Annotated in this window: 16 protein-coding genes, 3 tRNA genes and 3 rRNA genes; 21 read left to right on the top strand and 1 reads right to left on the bottom strand. The window is 57.9% G+C overall.

The window, feature by feature from the left end:
- The first annotated feature begins 113 nt into the window (after positions 1-113).
- The 9 genes from hisA to tatC all read left to right on the top strand — a co-directional run bounded on the left by hisA (position 114) and on the right by tatC (position 5,097).
- Entirely contained in the window at positions 114-866 is a 753-nt protein-coding gene (gene hisA / locus ACZCWR_RS00110) for a 1-(5-phosphoribosyl)-5-[(5-phosphoribosylamino)methylideneamino]imidazole-4-carboxamide isomerase (RefSeq protein WP_487301767.1), read from the top strand.
- A gap of 82 nt (positions 867-948) precedes the next feature.
- Entirely contained in the window at positions 949-1,722 is a 774-nt protein-coding gene (hisF, locus tag ACZCWR_RS00105; protein ID WP_487301766.1) for an imidazole glycerol phosphate synthase subunit HisF, read from the top strand.
- 2 nt (positions 1,723-1,724) lie between these two features.
- On the top strand, positions 1,725-2,129 hold the full coding sequence (hisI, locus tag ACZCWR_RS00100) for a phosphoribosyl-AMP cyclohydrolase (protein WP_487301765.1): 405 nt from the start codon (positions 1,725-1,727) through the stop codon (positions 2,127-2,129).
- A complete protein-coding gene (locus tag ACZCWR_RS00095) occupies positions 2,126-2,494 on the top strand; it encodes a phosphoribosyl-ATP diphosphatase (protein WP_487301764.1) in 369 nt (122 codons plus the stop codon). Before hisI ends, ACZCWR_RS00095 begins: the two co-directional genes overlap by 4 nt.
- Before the next feature lie 33 nt (positions 2,495-2,527).
- On the top strand, positions 2,528-2,917 hold the full coding sequence (locus ACZCWR_RS00090) for a DUF4870 family protein (RefSeq protein ID WP_487301763.1): 390 nt from the start codon (positions 2,528-2,530) through the stop codon (positions 2,915-2,917).
- A 45-nt stretch (positions 2,918-2,962) separates the two neighbouring features.
- Positions 2,963-3,325 (top strand): histidine triad nucleotide-binding protein, encoded by a 363-nt coding sequence (locus tag ACZCWR_RS00085; protein ID WP_487301762.1) that lies wholly within the window; start codon positions 2,963-2,965, stop codon positions 3,323-3,325.
- A 156-nt stretch (positions 3,326-3,481) separates the two neighbouring features.
- Positions 3,482-3,715, top strand: a complete 234-nt coding sequence (tatA, locus tag ACZCWR_RS00080) for a Sec-independent protein translocase subunit TatA (RefSeq protein ID WP_487301761.1) — start codon at positions 3,482-3,484, stop codon at positions 3,713-3,715.
- Between the two features lie 36 nt (positions 3,716-3,751).
- Positions 3,752-4,276, top strand: a complete 525-nt coding sequence (tatB, locus tag ACZCWR_RS00075; protein WP_487301760.1) for a Sec-independent protein translocase protein TatB — start codon at positions 3,752-3,754, stop codon at positions 4,274-4,276.
- Positions 4,277-4,320: 44 nt separating this feature from the next.
- Positions 4,321-5,097 carry a twin-arginine translocase subunit TatC gene (gene tatC / locus ACZCWR_RS00070; protein ID WP_487301759.1) on the top strand — a complete coding sequence of 259 codons (777 nt, stop codon included), beginning with the start codon at positions 4,321-4,323 and terminating at the stop codon, positions 5,095-5,097.
- Between the two features lie 96 nt (positions 5,098-5,193).
- Here tatC and ACZCWR_RS00065 read toward each other — a convergent pair whose 3' ends face one another.
- Positions 5,194-6,420 carry a S1C family serine protease gene (locus tag ACZCWR_RS00065; RefSeq protein ID WP_487301758.1) on the bottom strand — a complete coding sequence of 409 codons (1,227 nt, stop codon included), beginning with the start codon at positions 6,418-6,420 and terminating at the stop codon, positions 5,194-5,196.
- A gap of 20 nt (positions 6,421-6,440) precedes the next feature.
- Between ACZCWR_RS00065 and ACZCWR_RS00060 the strand changes: the two genes are divergently transcribed.
- From ACZCWR_RS00060 to rrf, 12 genes are all read left to right on the top strand, one after another.
- Positions 6,441-7,187 (top strand): Nif3-like dinuclear metal center hexameric protein, encoded by a 747-nt coding sequence (locus ACZCWR_RS00060; protein ID WP_487301757.1) that lies wholly within the window; start codon positions 6,441-6,443, stop codon positions 7,185-7,187.
- A gap of 216 nt (positions 7,188-7,403) precedes the next feature.
- Positions 7,404-8,024 carry a ubiquinol-cytochrome c reductase iron-sulfur subunit gene (petA, locus tag ACZCWR_RS00055; RefSeq protein WP_487301756.1) on the top strand — a complete coding sequence of 207 codons (621 nt, stop codon included), beginning with the start codon at positions 7,404-7,406 and terminating at the stop codon, positions 8,022-8,024.
- Entirely contained in the window at positions 8,025-9,407 is a 1,383-nt protein-coding gene (locus ACZCWR_RS00050) for a cytochrome b (protein ID WP_487301755.1), read from the top strand. It abuts the gene before it with no gap.
- A gap of 23 nt (positions 9,408-9,430) precedes the next feature.
- Complete coding sequence (locus tag ACZCWR_RS00045) at positions 9,431-10,186, top strand: cytochrome c1 (RefSeq protein WP_487301754.1); 756 nt, start codon at positions 9,431-9,433, stop codon at positions 10,184-10,186.
- 92 nt (positions 10,187-10,278) lie between these two features.
- Positions 10,279-10,890, top strand: coding sequence for a glutathione S-transferase N-terminal domain-containing protein (locus tag ACZCWR_RS00040; protein ID WP_008344155.1), 612 nt, complete (start codon positions 10,279-10,281; stop codon positions 10,888-10,890).
- A gap of 64 nt (positions 10,891-10,954) precedes the next feature.
- Complete coding sequence (locus tag ACZCWR_RS00035; RefSeq protein ID WP_487301753.1) at positions 10,955-11,449, top strand: ClpXP protease specificity-enhancing factor; 495 nt, start codon at positions 10,955-10,957, stop codon at positions 11,447-11,449.
- A gap of 18 nt (positions 11,450-11,467) precedes the next feature.
- Positions 11,468-11,543 (top strand) — tRNA-Thr (locus ACZCWR_RS00030).
- A gap of 411 nt (positions 11,544-11,954) precedes the next feature.
- Positions 11,955-13,486: ribosomal RNA gene (locus ACZCWR_RS00025) — 16S ribosomal RNA — on the top strand.
- Between the two features lie 91 nt (positions 13,487-13,577).
- Positions 13,578-13,654, top strand: a tRNA-Ile gene (locus ACZCWR_RS00020).
- A gap of 20 nt (positions 13,655-13,674) precedes the next feature.
- A tRNA-Ala gene (locus tag ACZCWR_RS00015) sits at positions 13,675-13,750 on the top strand.
- Positions 13,751-14,052: 302 nt separating this feature from the next.
- Positions 14,053-16,939: ribosomal RNA gene (locus ACZCWR_RS00010) — 23S ribosomal RNA — on the top strand.
- 135 nt (positions 16,940-17,074) lie between these two features.
- Positions 17,075-17,188, top strand: a 5S ribosomal RNA gene (rrf, locus tag ACZCWR_RS00005).
- The 16S, 23S and 5S rRNA genes sit together here with 3 tRNA genes alongside, the layout of an rRNA operon.
- Positions 17,189-17,201 lie beyond the last annotated feature (13 nt).

The raw sequence follows: 17,201 nt of genomic DNA, 5'->3' as shown, positions 1-17,201 counted from the left end.
CGCATGACCGTTGCAAGACTTGTACTACACTAGCGAAACGGCCCGCGAAAGACGGCTGAGAGACCCACGCGGCGCTGTTTCGATCAACTCCACCCAGAAAATACGCGATTCCTATGCTGCTCATTCCGGCCATCGATCTTAAAGACGGTCAGTGCGTGCGCCTCAAGCAAGGCGATATGGACCAGGCGACCATTTTTTCAGAGGATCCGGCGGCCATGGCCCGACATTGGGTCGATCGCGGCGCGCGACGGCTCCATCTCGTCGACCTGAACGGCGCGTTCGCGGGCAAGCCGAGAAACGGCGACGCCATCCGCTCGATCATCGAAGAAGTCGGCAGCGAGATTCCGGTGCAGCTTGGCGGCGGCATCCGCGACCTCGAAACCGTCGAACGCTATCTGGACGACGGCTTGTCCTACGTCATCATCGGCACGGCGGCGGTGAAGAATCCGGGCTTCTTGCAGGACGCGTGCAGCGCGTTCGCCGGGCATATCATCGTCGGGCTGGATGCGAAGGACGGCAAAGTAGCCACGGATGGCTGGAGCAAGCTCACCGGCCACGAAGTCGTGGATCTCGGCCGCAAGTTCGAGGATTACGGCTGCGAGTCGATCATCTACACCGACATCGGGCGCGACGGCATGCTTCAAGGCATCAATATCGATGCGACGGTGCGCCTCGCGCGCGCGGTGAAGATTCCGGTGATCGCGAGCGGCGGATTGTCGAACATCGCGGATATCGAATCGCTGTGCGGCGTCGAGAACGAAGGCATCGAAGGTGTGATCTGCGGTCGCGCGATCTATTCCGGCGACCTCGATTTCACGGCGGCGCAGACGCGCGCGGACACGCTGAGCGAAGCGGACGGCGCATAACGCCGTTTTTCGACGCTTGGCGCGAGCATTCCGGGCGGCGCGAGCCGCCCTTACTTCGTATCGAACCAGTAGCGGCAGGAACATGGCTCTCGCAAAACGCATCATCCCCTGTCTGGACGTGACTGCCGGCCGAGTCGTCAAAGGCGTCAATTTCGTCGAGTTGCGCGACGCGGGCGATCCCGTCGAAATCGCGCGCCGCTACGACGATCAGGGCGCGGACGAACTCACTTTTCTCGATATCACCGCGACTTCCGATCAGCGCGACCTCATTCTGCCGATCATCGAGGCGGTGGCGTCGCAGGTTTTTATTCCGCTGACGGTCGGCGGCGGCGTGCGCGCCGTCGAAGACGTGCGGCGTTTGCTTAACGCGGGCGCGGACAAGATCAGCATGAATTCGTCGGCGGTGGCGAATCCGCAACTCGTGCGCGATGCCTCGGACAAGCACGGTTCGCAATGCATCGTCGTGGCGATCGACGCCAAGCGCGTGTCCGCCGAGGGCGAAACGCCGCGCTGGGAAGTGTTCACGCACGGCGGGCGCAAGGCGACGGGCATCGACGCCATTGAATGGGCGCGCAAGATGGCCGAGTTCGGCGCGGGCGAAATCCTGCTGACCAGCATGGATCGCGACGGCACGAAGTCCGGCTTCGATCTGGCGCTCACGCGCGGCGTGTCGGATGCGGTGCCCATTCCGGTGATCGCGTCCGGCGGCGTCGGCAATCTTCAGCATCTCGCGGATGGCATCACCGAAGGCCACGCGGATGCCGTGCTCGCGGCGAGCATCTTTCACTACGGCGAACATACGGTCGGCGAAGCGAAGCGCTTCATGGCCGATCGCGGCATTTCGGTGAGGACGTGAGCGTGAGCACTCAAGCTGACTGGCTCGACAAGGTGAATTGGGATGCGAACGGCCTCGTGCCCGTGATCGCGCAGGAAGCTACCACCAACGATGTGCTCATGTTCGCGTGGATGAACCGCGAGGCGCTGGCGAAAACCATCGAACTGAAGCGCGCGGTGTATTTTTCGCGCTCGCGGCAGCGTTTGTGGTTCAAGGGCGAAGAATCGGGGCACGTTCAACATGTCCACGAAGTTCGACTCGATTGCGACGAAGATGTCGTGCTGCTCAAGGTCGAGCAGGTTTCGGGCATCGCGTGCCACACGGGCCGCCATTCCTGTTTTTTCCAGAAATTCGAAGGCACGGCGGAGAGCGGCGAATGGATCGCCGTCGATCCGGTGCTGAAAGACCCAGAAAGCATTTACAAATGACGCAAGCCAACACGCTGGACACGCTGCTGCGGCTCGCTGCCGTCATCGATAGCCGCAAGGGCGGCGACCCGGAACAAAGCTACGTTTCCCGACTCTTTCATAAAGGCGACGACGCAGTCCTGAAGAAGATCGGCGAGGAAGCGACGGAAGTCGTGCTCGCCGCGAAGGACGCGCGGCACGGCGGCGCGCCCAAGGCGCTCGTCGGCGAAGTCGCCGATTTGTGGTTTCATTGCCTCGTCATGCTGTCGCATTTCGATTTGAGCCCGGCGGATGTCGTCGCGGAACTGGAGCGGCGCGAAGGTTTATCCGGGATCGAGGAAAAGGCGCTGCGCAAGTCGCGCCAGCGGGAGCAGGACGGCGGCTGACGTTTTCTTTGCGCGAGCAAGAAGGAGGTAAGCATGAACCGGCCGTATGAACCGTATCCACCGCCTGTCGTTCAGGACGTGAGCGACGAACGCGCGCGCAGCATCCGCACGATGACGCACATCATTTACGCGCTGTACGCCATTCATTGGCTCTCGGGCGGACTGACGGGCCTCGTCGCCATCATTCTTAATTACGTCAAGCGCGACGACGCAGCGGGCACCGCCTGCGAAGCACATTTCACCTGGCAGATTCGCACCTTCTGGTGGGCGTTGCTGGGTTACGCGATCGGATTCGCGCTCATTTGGGTTGGGATCGGCTTCCTGATTCTGGGCGCGGTGAGCATCTGGACGTTGTATCGCGTCATCAAGGGCTGGCTGTTCCTTTACGAAGGAAAAACGTTCGATCCGCGCGCGTGGTTTTGAGCGGATCCAAGGCCGATCAGTCCCGGAACAGAACACGGAAATTTCATGAGCCAAGACAACTGCATTTTCTGCAAGATTGCCGCAGGGCAGATTCCCAGCACCAAGGTTTTCGAGGACGACGAATTTCTCGCCTTCAACGATATCAACCCGGCCGCGCCGGTCCACGTGCTGGTGATTCCTAAAAAGCACATCGAAACCTTGTCGCACTGCACAGAAAGCGATGCACCGCTGCTTGGTAGAATGGTCACGCTCGTTGCAAAGCTCGCAAAAGAGTTGGGTGTGTCTTATACCGGCGGCGAGACGGGTTTTCGCACGGTCATCAACACGGGACCGGGCGGCGGACAGGAGGTGTATCACATCCACGCTCATTTGCTCGCAGGCGAGCGGCCGTGGAAGCGGATGGGGTAAGACGAATGCAAGGTTTCCATGCATTCACCTTTCCAATGAAATATTGGACGCGCAAAATCGATAGTTGACTGCTGAAGCGGATTGTTTTGGCTAGGGCCGCGAGGCCAGTTTTCGTCGTGACAGGCTGTCGCGGCGAATCACGGAGAGTTTTCATTCATGGGTTCGTTAAGCATTTGGCATTGGTTGATCGTTCTGCTGATCGTCGCACTGGTTTTCGGCACGAAGAAACTGCGCAACATCGGCGGCGATCTGGGCGGCGCGGTGAAGGGCTTCAAGGAAGGCATGCGCGATGGCGAGAATCCGGCCGCACCGGATCAGCGTGAACTGCCGCGTAACGGCGCAGTCGACGTCGAAGCCAAGGACAAGACCCGTTCAAACGACTACCGCTGATTTCGTGGCGGTCCGCACACTTCCACTTCTCGTTCAATGCTCGATCTAGGTCTCACCAAAATGGCGCTGATCGGCGTCGTGGCGCTCGTGGTGCTCGGTCCCGAGCGCTTGCCGGGCGTCGCACGCACGGCGGGCGCGTTGTTCGGACGCGCGCAGCGCTACATCAACGACGTCAAGTCGGAAGTCGTGCGCGAAATGGAACTCGATGAGCTGAAGAAAATGCGCACCGAGTTCGAAACCGCGGCATCGAACGTCGAAACGACGATCCACGACAACCTCAAGCGCACCGAAGGCGATCTGAACGATGCCTGGAGTCAGGGCACGTCGATTACCCCGAGCGTGGCCGGCGGCGCGGAAGAACTGACCGGTCCCACGAGAGACACGCCGGGGTCGGGCAGACGCTACGCGCCGGCCAAACGCAAGAACTGGCGCGTCAAGCAGAGCGCGATTCCCAACTGGTATAAGCGAACGACAGCGCGCCGCACGCGCGTACAGTCGGGCGCGGCACGCGTCGCGCGGCATACGCCCGAGTCGCTGCGCCGGCCAACACGGTTCCTGTGAACCGGTCGCATTCCTTCCATCGATGATCTCTACCGAGGGCCGGCGTGAGCGACCCGCAACACACTAAAGAAGAGCCCGTCGAAGAGACGTTCATCTCGCATCTGGTCGAGCTTCGGGACCGCATCATCCGCGCGGGAGCGTCGGTGGTCGTGGTGTTCATCGGGCTCGTGTATTGGGCGCCGGACATCTTCCGGCTGCTGGCGCGTCCGTTGATGCAAAACCTGCCGCGCGACGGCAAGATGATCGTGACCGACGTCACCGGCTCGTTTTTCGTGCCGATGAAGGTGACCATGCTGGTTGCGTTCGTGGTCGCGCTGCCCATCGTGCTGTATCAGCTTTGGGCGTTTGTGGCGCCAGGGCTTTATCAGCATGAGAAGAAACTGGTCGCGCCGCTCGTTTTCAGCAGCTACGCGCTGTTCCTCTGCGGCATGGCGTTCGCGTACTTCGTCGTGTTTCCGACCATTTTCCGCGTGATGGCGCATTACAACGCGCCGCTCGGCGCGGAAATGACCACGGATATCGACAACTACCTGAGCTTCGTCCTGACGATGTTCTTGGCTTTCGGCGTCACGTTCGAAGTGCCGATCGTCGTCGTGCTGCTCGCGCGCATGGGCGTGGTGTCCATCGCCAAGCTCAAGCAGATTCGGCCTTATGTGATCGTCGGCGCGTTCATCATTTCAGCGGTGGTCACGCCGCCGGACGTGTTCTCGCAACTTATTCTCGCGATTCCGCTGATCATCCTCTATGAAGCGGGCATTATCGCGGCGCGGATCGTGGTGCCGAAAGAGGCGATCAAGAGCGGGGAAATCGTCGCGAAGTAAGTGCGGCATTTTGTCTTGGCGTAATCCCTTGCTTTGAAATAAAAAAGGCAGCTTCGATCACCGAAGCTGCCTTTTGTTTTTGACGCGCGATGCGCCTTACTCGTCGTTCTGATCGCCCTGGTCGCCTTGATCTTCGTCGGGCATTTGCGGCGCGCGCGGTTGCGCCGGACGCTTGCCGATGACCACGTTCACGTCGAGTTCCTTGTTCTTGCGCATGACGTGAACCTTCACCGCCGTGCCGGGCTTGATCTGCGCGACGACGTTCAGCAGACGCGTGGTGTCCGTGATCGTGTCGTCGTTGATCGACATGAGAATGTCGCCCGGCTTGATGCCCGCCTTATCTGCCGGACCGCCCTGCAGCACGCCCGCGACGATCGCGCCGGACTTCTGATCCAGCCCGAACGATTCCGCGATCTCCGGCGTCACGTCCTGCGGCTCCACGCCGATCCACCCGCGCGTGACCGTTCCCGTGGTGATGATGCTCTCCAGCACGCTGCGCGCCGTCGAAACCGGAATGGCAAAGCCAATGCCCAGCGAACCGCCACTGCGCGAATAAATGGCCGTGTTGATGCCGAGCAGATTGCCGCTCACATCGACGAGCGCGCCACCCGAATTGCCGGGATTGATCGCCGCATCCGTCTGGATGAAGTTCTCGAACGTATTGATGCCGAGGTGATTGCGCCCGAGCGCGCTGACGATACCCATCGTCACCGTCTGCCCGACGCCGAACGGATTGCCGATGGCGAGCACGACATCGCCCACGCGCGTCTGGTCCATGCGGCCGAGCGTGATGGTCGGCAGATTCGTCATGTTGATCTTGAGCACGGCGAGATCCGTTTCCGGGTCCACGCCGATGACTTTCGCGCTCGACGTGCGGCCATCCGCGAGCGCGACTTCGATCTGATCGGCGCCATCCACGACGTGTTGGTTCGTTAGAATGTAACCTTCCGAGCTGACGATGACACCTGAGCCCAGATTCGACGCGGGCGGCTCATCGGACTTGCGCTTGTTTTTGTCGCCGAAGAAATAGCGAAAGAGCGGATCTTTCGCGCGCGGATCGGGCGGCAAATTGCCGTCCTTGCTGGAAAACACGTTCACGACGGCGGGCATGGCCTTTTGCGCGCCTTCCGAATAGGAAGACTGAAGCGGCCGCGAGCCCAGGCTCGGCGCCACTTCCTGTAACGCAACGATCGGCTCGGCGAGCTGTTTGCCAAATTGGCCCTGACGTTGAAGCCACTGCGGTTTCAAGGTCGCGATGATGAACATCAAGGCCAAAAGCACGGTGACCGCTTGGGCAAATAATAGCCAGAAGCGTCTAAGCATTTGAAGGGATAGAGGAATTCATGGATCGGATCGAACTCGAATTGTATCTGAACAATCTGCTGGAAATCGGCCGCTTCAAGGACTATTGCCCGAATGGCCTACAGGTCGAAGGCACGCGCCGCGTCCAGAAGATTGCCACCGGCGTGACGGCCTCGCTCGCGTTTCTGGAAGCCGCGCTGGAATGGGGCGCGGATGCCGTGCTCGTGCATCACGGCTACTTCTGGCGCAACGAGCCGCCGCAGATCACGGGGCGCAAATATCAGCGCTTGCGCACATTGGTTGCCAACGACATCAATTTGTTTGCCTATCATCTACCGCTGGATTCGCATCCAGAACTGGGCAACAACGCGCAACTCGGCGCGCGGCTCGGACTGATCGCGGACGGGCGCTTTGCGGATCAAGATCTCGGTTGGACCGCGCCGCTTGCCATGCCGCTTTCGCTCGAGCATTTTTCCGTGACGGTCGAAAACGCGCTCGGCCGCAAGCCGCTCGTGTTCGGCGATACGGACAAGGAACTGCGTCGCGTGGCGTGGTGCACGGGCGGCGCGCAGGGCTACTTCGAGGACGCGATCGCGGCGGGCGCGGACCTTTACGTGACCGGCGAAGTGTCCGAGCAGACCATGCATATCGCGGCGGAATCGGGCGTGGCGTTCATCGCGGCGGGCCATCATGCGACCGAGCGCTATGGCGTGCAGGCGGTCGGCAATTTGTTGGTCGAGGAGTTCGACATCGAGCACGTCTTTATCGATATCGATAATCCCGTTTAATCCGCGTTTAAGCCGATTGCGGGATTATCAGCGCTTGCGTTTGCCTTAAAAGATTGCTTCACCGGATGCGCGAAAAACGTGGGGAAAACCCTGAAGCATCAATCACTTCGAGTGATTTTTGCTAACGAGCCCTTGTAAATGCCAACTCCATTCGCGCACACTAACGGCGAAACACTGATGTGACGGTATAAATCCAACTCAGAAGTGGGGCGTGTGATGCGAGACAAGGATGAGAAACGCGTCGACGGCGGCCGCCGTACCTGGCTGATTGCGACGACCGTAGCAGGTGGCGTGGGAGGCGTGGCAACCGTAGTTCCATTTGTTGGCTCCTTCGCGCCATCCGCGAAGGCCAAGGCGGCGGGCGCGCCTGTCGAGGTCGATATCGGCTCGCTCAAGCCCGGCGAGATGATGACCGTCGCCTGGCGCGGCAAGCCGGTGTGGATTCTCAACCGCACCGACGAGATGCTCTCGGACATCAAGAAGGCCGACAACGAGGTGGCCGATCCGAAGTCCAAAAACGAATTCTCGATGCCGCTGCCCGAGTACTGCAACAACGAGTACCGGTCGCGTGCCGATCACAAGAACATTCTCGTGGCGGTCGCGGTGTGCACGCATCTGGGTTGCACGCCGACGCCGCGCTTTCAGGAGGGCGCCCAGCCCAATCTCCCCGATGACTGGCCTGGCGGGTTTCTCTGCCCGTGCCACGGCTCGACCTATGACCTGGCCGGCCGCGTCTTCAAGAACAAGCCCGCGCCGCAGAACCTGGACATTCCACCGTTCATGTTCACTACCGCGACGCAACTCGTGATCGGCAAGGACGAAAAGGGAGAGGCTTAAATGGCGAGCGCTGACAAGGAAGTAGAGACAACGGGCCTGACCGGTTGGATCGATCGCCGGTTTCCGCTGACCTCGACCTGGAAGCAACACGTATCCGAGTACTACGCGCCGAAGAACTTCAACTTCTGGTATTTCTTCGGCTCCCTCGCGCTGCTGGTGCTGGTCAATCAGATCGTCACCGGCATCTTCCTCACCATGAACTACAAGCCTGATGCGACGCTCGCGTTCTCATCGGTCGAGTACATCATGCGCGAGGTGCCGTGGGGCTGGCTGATCCGCTACATGCATTCGACGGGCGCGTCGATGTTCTTCGTCGTGGTCTACCTGCACATGTTCCGCGGGCTGATGTACGGCTCGTATCGCAAACCGCGCGAACTCGTGTGGATCTTCGGTTGCGCGATTTTCCTATGCCTGATGGCCGAGGCATTCTTCGGTTATCTGCTGCCGTGGGGACAAATGTCCTTCTGGGGCGCGCAGGTGATCGTGAATCTGTTTTCGGCGATTCCCTTCATCGGTCCTGACCTGTCGCTGTGGATTCGCGGCGATTACGTCGTCTCCGATGTCACGCTGAACCGCTTCTTCGCGTTCCACGTCATCGCTATTCCGCTCGTGCTGGTCGGGCTGGTTGCGGCGCATCTGGTCGCGCTGCACGAAGTCGGATCGAATAATCCGGACGGCATCGAAATCAAGGCGAAGAAAGGCGCCGACGGCATTCCGCTCGATGGCATCCCGTTCCATCCGTACTACTCCGTGCATGACTTCATGGGCGTGAGCGTGTTCCTGCTGATTTTCGCGTCGATCATTTTCTTCGCGCCGGAAATGGGCGGCTACTTCCTCGAAGCGAACAACTTCGTGCCCGCGAATCCGTTGCAGACGCCGCCGGAAATCGCGCCGGTCTGGTACTTCACCGCGTTCTACGCCATGCTCCGCGCGACCACCGATCCGTTCAAGATCGTGCTGATGATCGTGATCGCAGCGCTCGGGCTGCTCGCGTTGTTGAAGGCGCGAGGGAAGTGGCGGCTCGGCTTGCCGGTGCTCGCGGTGCTGGTGCTGATCTTCATGGCGCTGACGGAATCGAAGTTCTGGGGCGTGGTCGTGATGGGAACGGCGGTCGTTTCGCTGTTCTTCCTGCCGTGGCTCGACCGCAGTCCGGTGAAGTCGATCCGCTATCGGCCGATGTTCCACAAGGTCTTTTACGGGATCTTCGTGTTCGCGTTCCTGCTGCTCGGTTACCTTGGGACACGGCCGCCATCGCCCGCTGCGACGCTGATCGCCCAAGTCTGCGCGCTGATCTATTTCGCATTTTTCCTCGGCATGCCGTTCTGGACGCCGCGCGGCAGATTCAGGACGCCGCCCGAGCGCGTGCACTTCAAACCTCACTGAGCGCACGTCCGGAGAAAAACACGATGAAAAAATGGTTCTCTACAATAGCGGCGATCGGTGCGGCGTTGTTTGCCTTCGGTGCGTCGCCGGCGTTCGCGCAGGAAGAAGCGGTGCTGGATCGCGCGCCTGACAGTTCGGACAATCTGGCGTCACTTCAGCACGGCGCGCAATTGTTCGTGAACAATTGTCTGAACTGTCACAGCGCGAACTTGATGCGTTACAACCGGCTGACCGACATCGGCATCAGCGAAAAGCAGATTCAGGACAACCTGCTCTTCTCGACCGATAAGGTTGGCAACACCATGTCGATCGCGATGCGCCCGGACGATGCGAAAGCGTGGTTCGGCGCGTCGCCGCCGGATTTGTCGGTAGAAGCACGGGCGCGCGGGAAGGACTGGCTCTACACGTATTTGCGGAGTTTCTACCGCGACCCGGCTCGCCCGACCGGCTGGAACAATCGCGTGTTCGAGAATGTCGGAATGCCGCATGTGCTCTGGACGTTGCAGGGCATACGCGACGCGAAGTTCGAGACCGATACCGACGAAAAGACCGGCGAAAAGGTAAAAAGATTCGTGGGTTACACTCAGGTCACGCCGGGCGCCATGTCCAGTGTGGATTATGATTCTGCTGTGGCCGACCTGGTTTCCTATATGTCGTGGATGTCGGAACCTGCGCAGCAGACACGCAAGCGGCTCGGCGTCTGGGTTCTGCTGTTCCTGGCGCTTCTGAGCTTCCTCGCGTGGCGCCTGAACGCGGCCTACTGGAAAGATATCAAATAGCGCGCCTTCGACGGCGTGGGTCGGCGCGACGGCGTTTCCTCCGGGAAACGGTGCGGCCGACCCTTCGAGTTTACTGAAGGAACTTTAAAGACATGATGGTTCTGTATTCCGGCACTACTTGCCCGTTCTCCCAGCGCTGCCGGCTGGTGTTGTTCGAAAAGGGCATGGATTTCGAAATCCGCGACGTTGACCTGTTCAACAAGCCGGAAGACATCGCGGTGATGAACCCGTACGGCCAGGTGCCGATCCTCGTCGAGCGCGATCTGATTCTGTATGAGTCGAACATCATCAACGAATACATTGATGAACGCTTCCCGCATCCGCAGCTCATGCCCGCCGATCCGGTGCAGCGCGCCCGCGCGCGTCTGTTCCTGCTGAACTTCGAGAAGGAACTGTTCGTGCACGTCGGCACGCTCGAAAACGAGAAGGGCAAGGCGGCGGAGAAGAATCATGAGAAGGCACGCAGCGCGATCCGCGATCGTCTCACGCAACTCGCGCCGATCTTCCTGAAGAACAAGTACATGCTCGGCGAAGAGTTTTCGATGCTCGACGTGGCGATCGCGCCGTTGCTGTGGCGTCTGGATCATTACGGCATCGAGCTGTCCAAGAATGCCGCGCCGCTGATGAAGTACGCCGAGCGTATTTTCAGCCGTCCGGCGTATATCGAAGCGCTGACGCCTTCCGAAAAGGTGATGCGTCGCTAGTCTGTAAGCGCCGGGGATCACGGCGGCGCGAACGTCGCGCTGCCCGCCCGGCAGAGGAAAGTTGATGCAAGAGATTTCCACCAAACCTTATTTGTTGCGCGCGCTCTACGAGTGGTGCACGGACAATGGTTTCACGCCTCATATTGCGGTACGTGTCGATGCATCGACACGCGTGCCGCGTCAGTTCGTGCGCAATGACGAGATCGTGTTGAACATCAGCTTCGAAGCAACGAGCCAGTTGCAGATGGGCAATGAGTTGATCGAGTTCAGCGCGCGGTTTTCGGGCAAATCGCACAAGATCGAAGTGCAGGTTGCCAACGTGCTCGCCATTTATGCGCGGGAGAACGGGCAGGGAATGGCGTTTCCGGTCGAGTCGGCAGCGCAAGGTACGGCTTTGGATGCGCCGGGCGCTGTGCGGCCGGTCGTGCAGGACTCGCGCGAGATCGAGGAGAGTCAGCCGGAAACAGCGGCAACCGCCGCGCATGATGACGAATCAGCTTCCAGTGACGACGATGCATCGAAATCGTCTGGACGTTCCCACCTCAAAGTCATTAAATGAAGTAGAATCTCGTGCTTCGCCGGCTTAGCTCATCTGGTAGAGCAGTTGATTTGTAATCATCAGGTGGCGGGTTCGAGTCCTGCAGCCGGCACCAGTCAGTAAGAACGGGTCGTGTGATTTCCGCACGGCCCGTTTGCTTTCGGTGGAGTCTCGAAGCAAGTCGGTGGGTTAGCAAAATAATCGCGAAACCTGTTGACACTGACTGAAACGTTGTTCATAATCTCGTTTCTCTGCTGCTGATGCAGCGACGCAGAACGGTCCGGGTGGTGGTGAAGTGGTTCCGGGCGGTGTGCGATGTGCTCTTTAAAAACTAACAGCCGATAAGTGTGGGCGCTTGATGCGAGTGCGGTTTCAGTCTTTCGGGGCTGGAGCAAAAGCAAAAGTATCAAGAGTCTCACACGAAGTATAGAGGAAGGTTATTTCATCTTCGGATGGAAGCAATCATCGTCAGTACGTTGAGTGAGCGACCGGTTCTTAACGGAACCGAAAAACAGTAACAGGGTTTGAACTGAAGAGTTTGATCCTGGCTCAGATTGAACGCTGGCGGCATGCCTTACACATGCAAGTCGAACGGCAGCACGGGGGCAACCCTGGTGGCGAGTGGCGAACGGGTGAGTAATACATCGGAACGTGTCCTGTAGTGGGGGATAGCCCGGCGAAAGCCGGATTAATACCGCATACGATCTACGGAAGAAAGCGGGGGATCGCAAGACCTCGTGCTAGAGGGGCGGCCGATGGCAGATTAGCTAGTTGGTGGGGTAAAGGCCTACCAAGGCGACGATCTGTAGCTGGTCTGAGAGGACGACCAGCCACACTGGGACTGAGACACGGCCCAGACTCCTACGGGAGGCAGCAGTGGGGAATTTTGGACAATGGGGGCAACCCTGATCCAGCAATGCCGCGTGTGTGAAGAAGGCCTTCGGGTTGTAAAGCACTTTTGTCCGGAAAGAAAACCTACCTGTTAATACCGGGTGGGGATGACGGTACCGGAAGAATAAGCACCGGCTAACTACGTGCCAGCAGCCGCGGTAATACGTAGGGTGCGAGCGTTAATCGGAATTACTGGGCGTAAAGCGTGCGCAGGCGGTCTGTTAAGACCGATGTGAAATCCCCGGGCTTAACCTGGGAACTGCATTGGTGACTGGCAGGCTTTGAGTGTGGCAGAGGGGGGTAGAATTCCACGTGTAGCAGTGAAATGCGTAGAGATGTGGAGGAATACCGATGGCGAAGGCAGCCCCCTGGGCCAACACTGACGCTCATGCACGAAAGCGTGGGGAGCAAACAGGATTAGATACCCTGGTAGTCCACGCCCTAAACGATGTCAACTAGTTGTTGGGGATTCATTTCCTTAGTAACGTAGCTAACGCGTGAAGTTGACCGCCTGGGGAGTACGGTCGCAAGATTAAAACTCAAAGGAATTGACGGGGACCCGCACAAGCGGTGGATGATGTGGATTAATTCGATGCAACGCGAAAAACCTTACCTACCCTTGACATGGTCGGAAGTCCGCTGAGAGGTGGATGTGCTCGAAAGAGAACCGGCGCACAGGTGCTGCATGGCTGTCGTCAGCTCGTGTCGTGAGATGTTGGGTTAAGTCCCGCAACGAGCGCAACCCTTGTCCTTAGTTGCTACGCAAGAGCACTCTAGGGAGACTGCCGGTGACAAACCGGAGGAAGGTGGGGATGACGTCAAGTCCTCATGGCCCTTATGGGTAGGGCTTCACACGTCATACAATGGTCGGAACAGAGGGTTGCCAAGCCGCGAGGCGGAGCCAATCCCAGAAAACCGATCGTAGTCCGGATCGCAGTCTGCAACTCGACTGCGTGAAGCTGGAATCGCTAGTAATCGCGGATCAGCATGCCGCGGTGAATACGTTCCCGGGTCTTGTACACACCGCCCGTCACACCATGGGAGTGGGTTTTACCAGAAGTGGCTAGTCTAACCGCAAGGAGGACGGTCACCACGGTAGGATTCATGACTGGGGTGAAGTCGTAACAAGGTAGCCGTATCGGAAGGTGCGGCTGGATCACCTCCTTTCTCGAGCTTCGCACGAAGGTACTGGGTGTTCGCACACAGTACCGTGCATTCAAGCGCTCACGCTTATCGGCTGTTGTAGAAGACAGGCTAAGGGTCTGTAGCTCAGTCGGTTAGAGCACCGTCTTGATAAGGCGGGGGTCGTTGGTTCGAATCCAACCAGACCCACCACGAGTCGGGATGTATGACAGGGGGGATTAGCTCAGCTGGGAGAGCACCTGCTTTGCAAGCAGGGGGTCGTCGGTTCGATCCCGTCATCCTCCACCACGCATGACCTTTGAGTCTTCAATGCACAGCGTTCGACCCCGAGCGCTGTGCATTGGCGACTGTAGCCAGTTGATGTCGCGGGCAGTGAAGTAGCTTGTCGGCTAAACGTTCTTTAACAATCTGGAAGAAGTAGTAGAGAGATGCACTGAAAGCACTTAGAGATGGGTGTGAGTAGGGGCATCAGGGTAGTGATTGTATCGAGTATGAAAAGTGATCTTAAATGATGACTTGGAATACGGCACAACGCGAATACTCAGCCTATAGCGGGACGTGACAAGCGCAAGCAGACACACTCGTTATAGGGTCAAGCGAACAAGTGCATGTGGTGGATGCCTTGGCGATCACAGGCGATGAAGGACGCGGTAGCCTGCGAAAAGCGGAGGGGAGCTGGCAAACGAGCTTTGATCCTCCGATATCCGAATGGGGAAACCCGGCCCGTATGGGTCATCCTAAGCTGAATACATAGGCTTAGCGAAGCGAACGCGGTGAACTGAAACATCTAAGTAACCGCAGGAAAAGAAATCAACCGAGATTCCCAGAGTAGTGGCGAGCGAAATGGGATCAGCCTGTACCTTTTATCTGTATTGTTAGTCGAAGGCGCTGGAAAGCGCGGCCATAGCAGGTGATAGCCCTGTAGACGAAAACAGTATGGAAGAACTAGGGGTACGACAAGTAGGGCGGGACACGTGAAATCCTGTCTGAAGATGGGGGGACCATCCTCCAAGGCTAAATACTCGTGATCGACCGATAGTGAACCAGTACCGTGAGGGAAAGGCGAAAAGAACCCCGGGAGGGGAGTGAAATAGATCCTGAAACCGCATGCATACAAACAGTCGGAGCCTGGAAACGGGTGACGGCGTACCTTTTGTATAATGGGTCAGCGACTTACGTTCAGTAGCGAGCTTAACTGATTAAGGCAGGCGTAGCGAAAGCGAGTCCGAACAGGGCGATCAGTTGCTGGGCGTAGACCCGAAACCAAGTGATCTATCCATGGCCAGGTTGAAGGTGCGGTAACACGTACTGGAGGACCGAACCCACTAACGTTGAAAAGTTAGGGGATGAGCTGTGGATAGGGGTGAAAGGCTAAACAAACTTGGAAATAGCTGGTTCTCTCCGAAAACTATTTAGGTAGTGCCTCGTGTATCACCTTCGGGGGTAGAGCACTGTCATGGTTGTGGGGTCCATTGCGGATTACTACGCCATAGCAAACTCCGAATACCGAAGAGTGCAATCACGGGAGACAGACATCGGGTGCTAACGTCCGGTGTCAAGAGGGAAACAACCCAGACCGCCAGCTAAGGTCCCCAAGATTGGCTAAGTGGGAAACGAAGTGGGAAGGCTAAAACAGTCAGGAGGTTGGCTTAGAAGCAGCCACCCTTTAAAGAAAGCGTAATAGCTCACTGATCGAGTCGTCCTGCGCGGAAGATGTAACGGGGCTCAAGCCAGTCACCGAAGCTGCGGATACACGTTGAAAGACACGTGTGTGGTAGGAGAGCGTTCCGTAAGCCTGCGAAGGTGCGTTGAAAAGCGTGCTGGAGGTATCGGAAGTGCGAATGCTGACATGAGTAGCGATAAAGGGGGTGAAAAGCCCCCTCGCCGTAAGCCCAAGGTTTCCTACGCAACGTTCATCGGCGTAGGGTGAGTCGGCCCCTAAGGCGAGGCAGAAATGCGTAGCTGATGGGAAGCAGGTCAATATTCCTGCACCATTGTTAGATGCGATGGGGGGACGGATCGCGGAAGGTTGTCCGGGTGTTGGACGTCCCGGTCGCTGCGTTGGAGAAGGCACTCAGGCAAATCCGGGTGCGTAATTCAAGGGCGTGGCGCGAGCTCCTTCGGGAGCGAAGCAATTGGAAGTGGTTCCAAGAAAAGCCTCTAAGCTTCAGTCTAACGATGACCGTACCGCAAACCGACACAGGTGGGCGAGATGAGTATTCTAAGGCGCTTGAGAGAACTCGGGAGAAGGAACTCGGCAAATTGGTACCGTAACTTCGGGATAAGGTACGCCTCTGTAGCTTGACTGGCCTGCGCCAGGAGGGTGAAGAGGTTGCAATAAACTGGTGGCTGCGACTGTTTAATAAAAACACAGCACTCTGCAAACACGAAAGTGGACGTATAGGGTGTGACGCCTGCCCGGTGCCGGAAGATTAAATGATGGGGTGCAAGCTCTTGATTGAAGTCCCGGTAAACGGCGGCCGTAACTATAACGGTCCTAAGGTAGCGAAATTCCTTGTCGGGTAAGTTCCGACCTGCACGAATGGCGTAACGATGGCCACACTGTCTCCTCCCGAGACTCAGCGAAGTTGAAGTGTTTGTGATGATGCAATCTCCCCGCGGCTAGACGGAAAGACCCCATGAACCTTTACTGTAGCTTTGCATTGGACTTTGAACCGATCTGTGTAGGATAGGTGGGAGGCTATGAAACGTGAACGCTAGTTTGCGTGGAGCCGTCCTTGAAATACCACCCTGGTTTGTTTGAGGTTCTAACCTTGGTCCGTGATCCGGATCGGGGACCGTGCATGGTAGGCAGTTTGACTGGGGCGGTCTCCTCCCAAAGTGTAACGGAGGAGTACGAAGGTACGCTAGGTACGGTCGGAAATCGTGCTGATAGTGCAATGGCATAAGCGTGCTTAACTGCGAGACCGACAAGTCGAGCAGGTGCGAAAGCAGGTCATAGTGATCCGGTGGTTCTGTATGGAAGGGCCATCGCTCAACGGATAAAAGGTACTCTGGGGATAACAGGCTGATACCGCCCAAGAGTTCATATCGACGGCGGTGTTTGGCACCTCGATGTCGGCTCATCTCATCCTGGGGCTGTAGCCGGTCCCAAGGGTATGGCTGTTCGCCATTTAAAGAGGTACGTGAGCTGGGTTTAAAACGTCGTGAGACAGTTTGGTCCCTATCTGCCGTGGGCGTTGGATATTTGAAGGGGGCTGCTCCTAGTACGAGAGGACCGGAGTGGACGAACCTCTGGTGTACCGGTTGTCACGCCAGTGGCATCGCCGGGTAGCTATGTTCGGAAGAGATAACCGCTGAAAGCATCTAAGCGGGAAACTCGCCTTAAGATGAGATATCCCCGGGGCTTCGAGCCCCTTGAAGGGTCGTTCCAGACCAGGACGTTGATAGGTCAGGTGTGTAAGTGCAGTAATGCATTGAGCTAACTGATACTAATTGCCCGTAAGGCTTGATCCTATAACCAGTGTGTTTGCGTCTCCTCAGGAGCCAACACTGGCGAGTACAGCGTGTGTGATCAATCACCACCCGAATTCAATACTGCTTCTTCCCAGATTGGTTGTGTGCCCCCAAGGCCCGCAACAACAAGTCATGCCTGATGACCACAGCGAGTTGGTACCACCCCTTCCCATCCCGAACAGGACCGTGAAACGACTCCACGCCGATGATAGTGCGGATCTCCCGTGTGAAAGTAGGTAATCGTCAGGCTCCTTATGCTGCA

The sequence above is a fragment of the Caballeronia sp. A2-2 genome, assembly GCF_057612605.2.
This window is presented reverse-complemented; position numbering and strand designations above follow the sequence as displayed.

Bases quoted from the DNA above. Each gene is read 5' to 3' on its own strand.
- petA (WP_487301756.1), top strand. From the start codon at position 7,404: ATGCGAGACAAGGATGAGAAACGCGTCGACGGCGGCCGCCGTACCTGG.
- ACZCWR_RS00060 (WP_487301757.1), top strand. From the start codon at position 6,441: ATGGATCGGATCGAACTCGAATTGTATCTGAACAATCTGCTGGAAATC.
- ACZCWR_RS00085 (WP_487301762.1), top strand. From the start codon at position 2,963: ATGAGCCAAGACAACTGCATTTTCTGCAAGATTGCCGCAGGGCAGATT.
- ACZCWR_RS00090 (WP_487301763.1), top strand. From the start codon at position 2,528: ATGAACCGGCCGTATGAACCGTATCCACCGCCTGTCGTTCAGGACGTG.
- ACZCWR_RS00045 (WP_487301754.1), top strand. From the start codon at position 9,431: ATGAAAAAATGGTTCTCTACAATAGCGGCGATCGGTGCGGCGTTGTTT.
- ACZCWR_RS00035 (WP_487301753.1), top strand. From the start codon at position 10,955: ATGCAAGAGATTTCCACCAAACCTTATTTGTTGCGCGCGCTCTACGAG.
- tatB (WP_487301760.1), top strand. From the start codon at position 3,752: ATGCTCGATCTAGGTCTCACCAAAATGGCGCTGATCGGCGTCGTGGCG.
- hisF (WP_487301766.1), top strand. From the start codon at position 949: ATGGCTCTCGCAAAACGCATCATCCCCTGTCTGGACGTGACTGCCGGC.
- ACZCWR_RS00040 (WP_008344155.1), top strand. From the start codon at position 10,279: ATGATGGTTCTGTATTCCGGCACTACTTGCCCGTTCTCCCAGCGCTGC.
- hisA (WP_487301767.1), top strand. From the start codon at position 114: ATGCTGCTCATTCCGGCCATCGATCTTAAAGACGGTCAGTGCGTGCGC.
- tatA (WP_487301761.1), top strand. From the start codon at position 3,482: ATGGGTTCGTTAAGCATTTGGCATTGGTTGATCGTTCTGCTGATCGTC.
- ACZCWR_RS00050 (WP_487301755.1), top strand. From the start codon at position 8,025: ATGGCGAGCGCTGACAAGGAAGTAGAGACAACGGGCCTGACCGGTTGG.
- ACZCWR_RS00095 (WP_487301764.1), top strand. From the start codon at position 2,126: ATGACGCAAGCCAACACGCTGGACACGCTGCTGCGGCTCGCTGCCGTC.
- ACZCWR_RS00065 (WP_487301758.1), bottom strand. From the start codon at position 6,420: ATGCTTAGACGCTTCTGGCTATTATTTGCCCAAGCGGTCACCGTGCTT.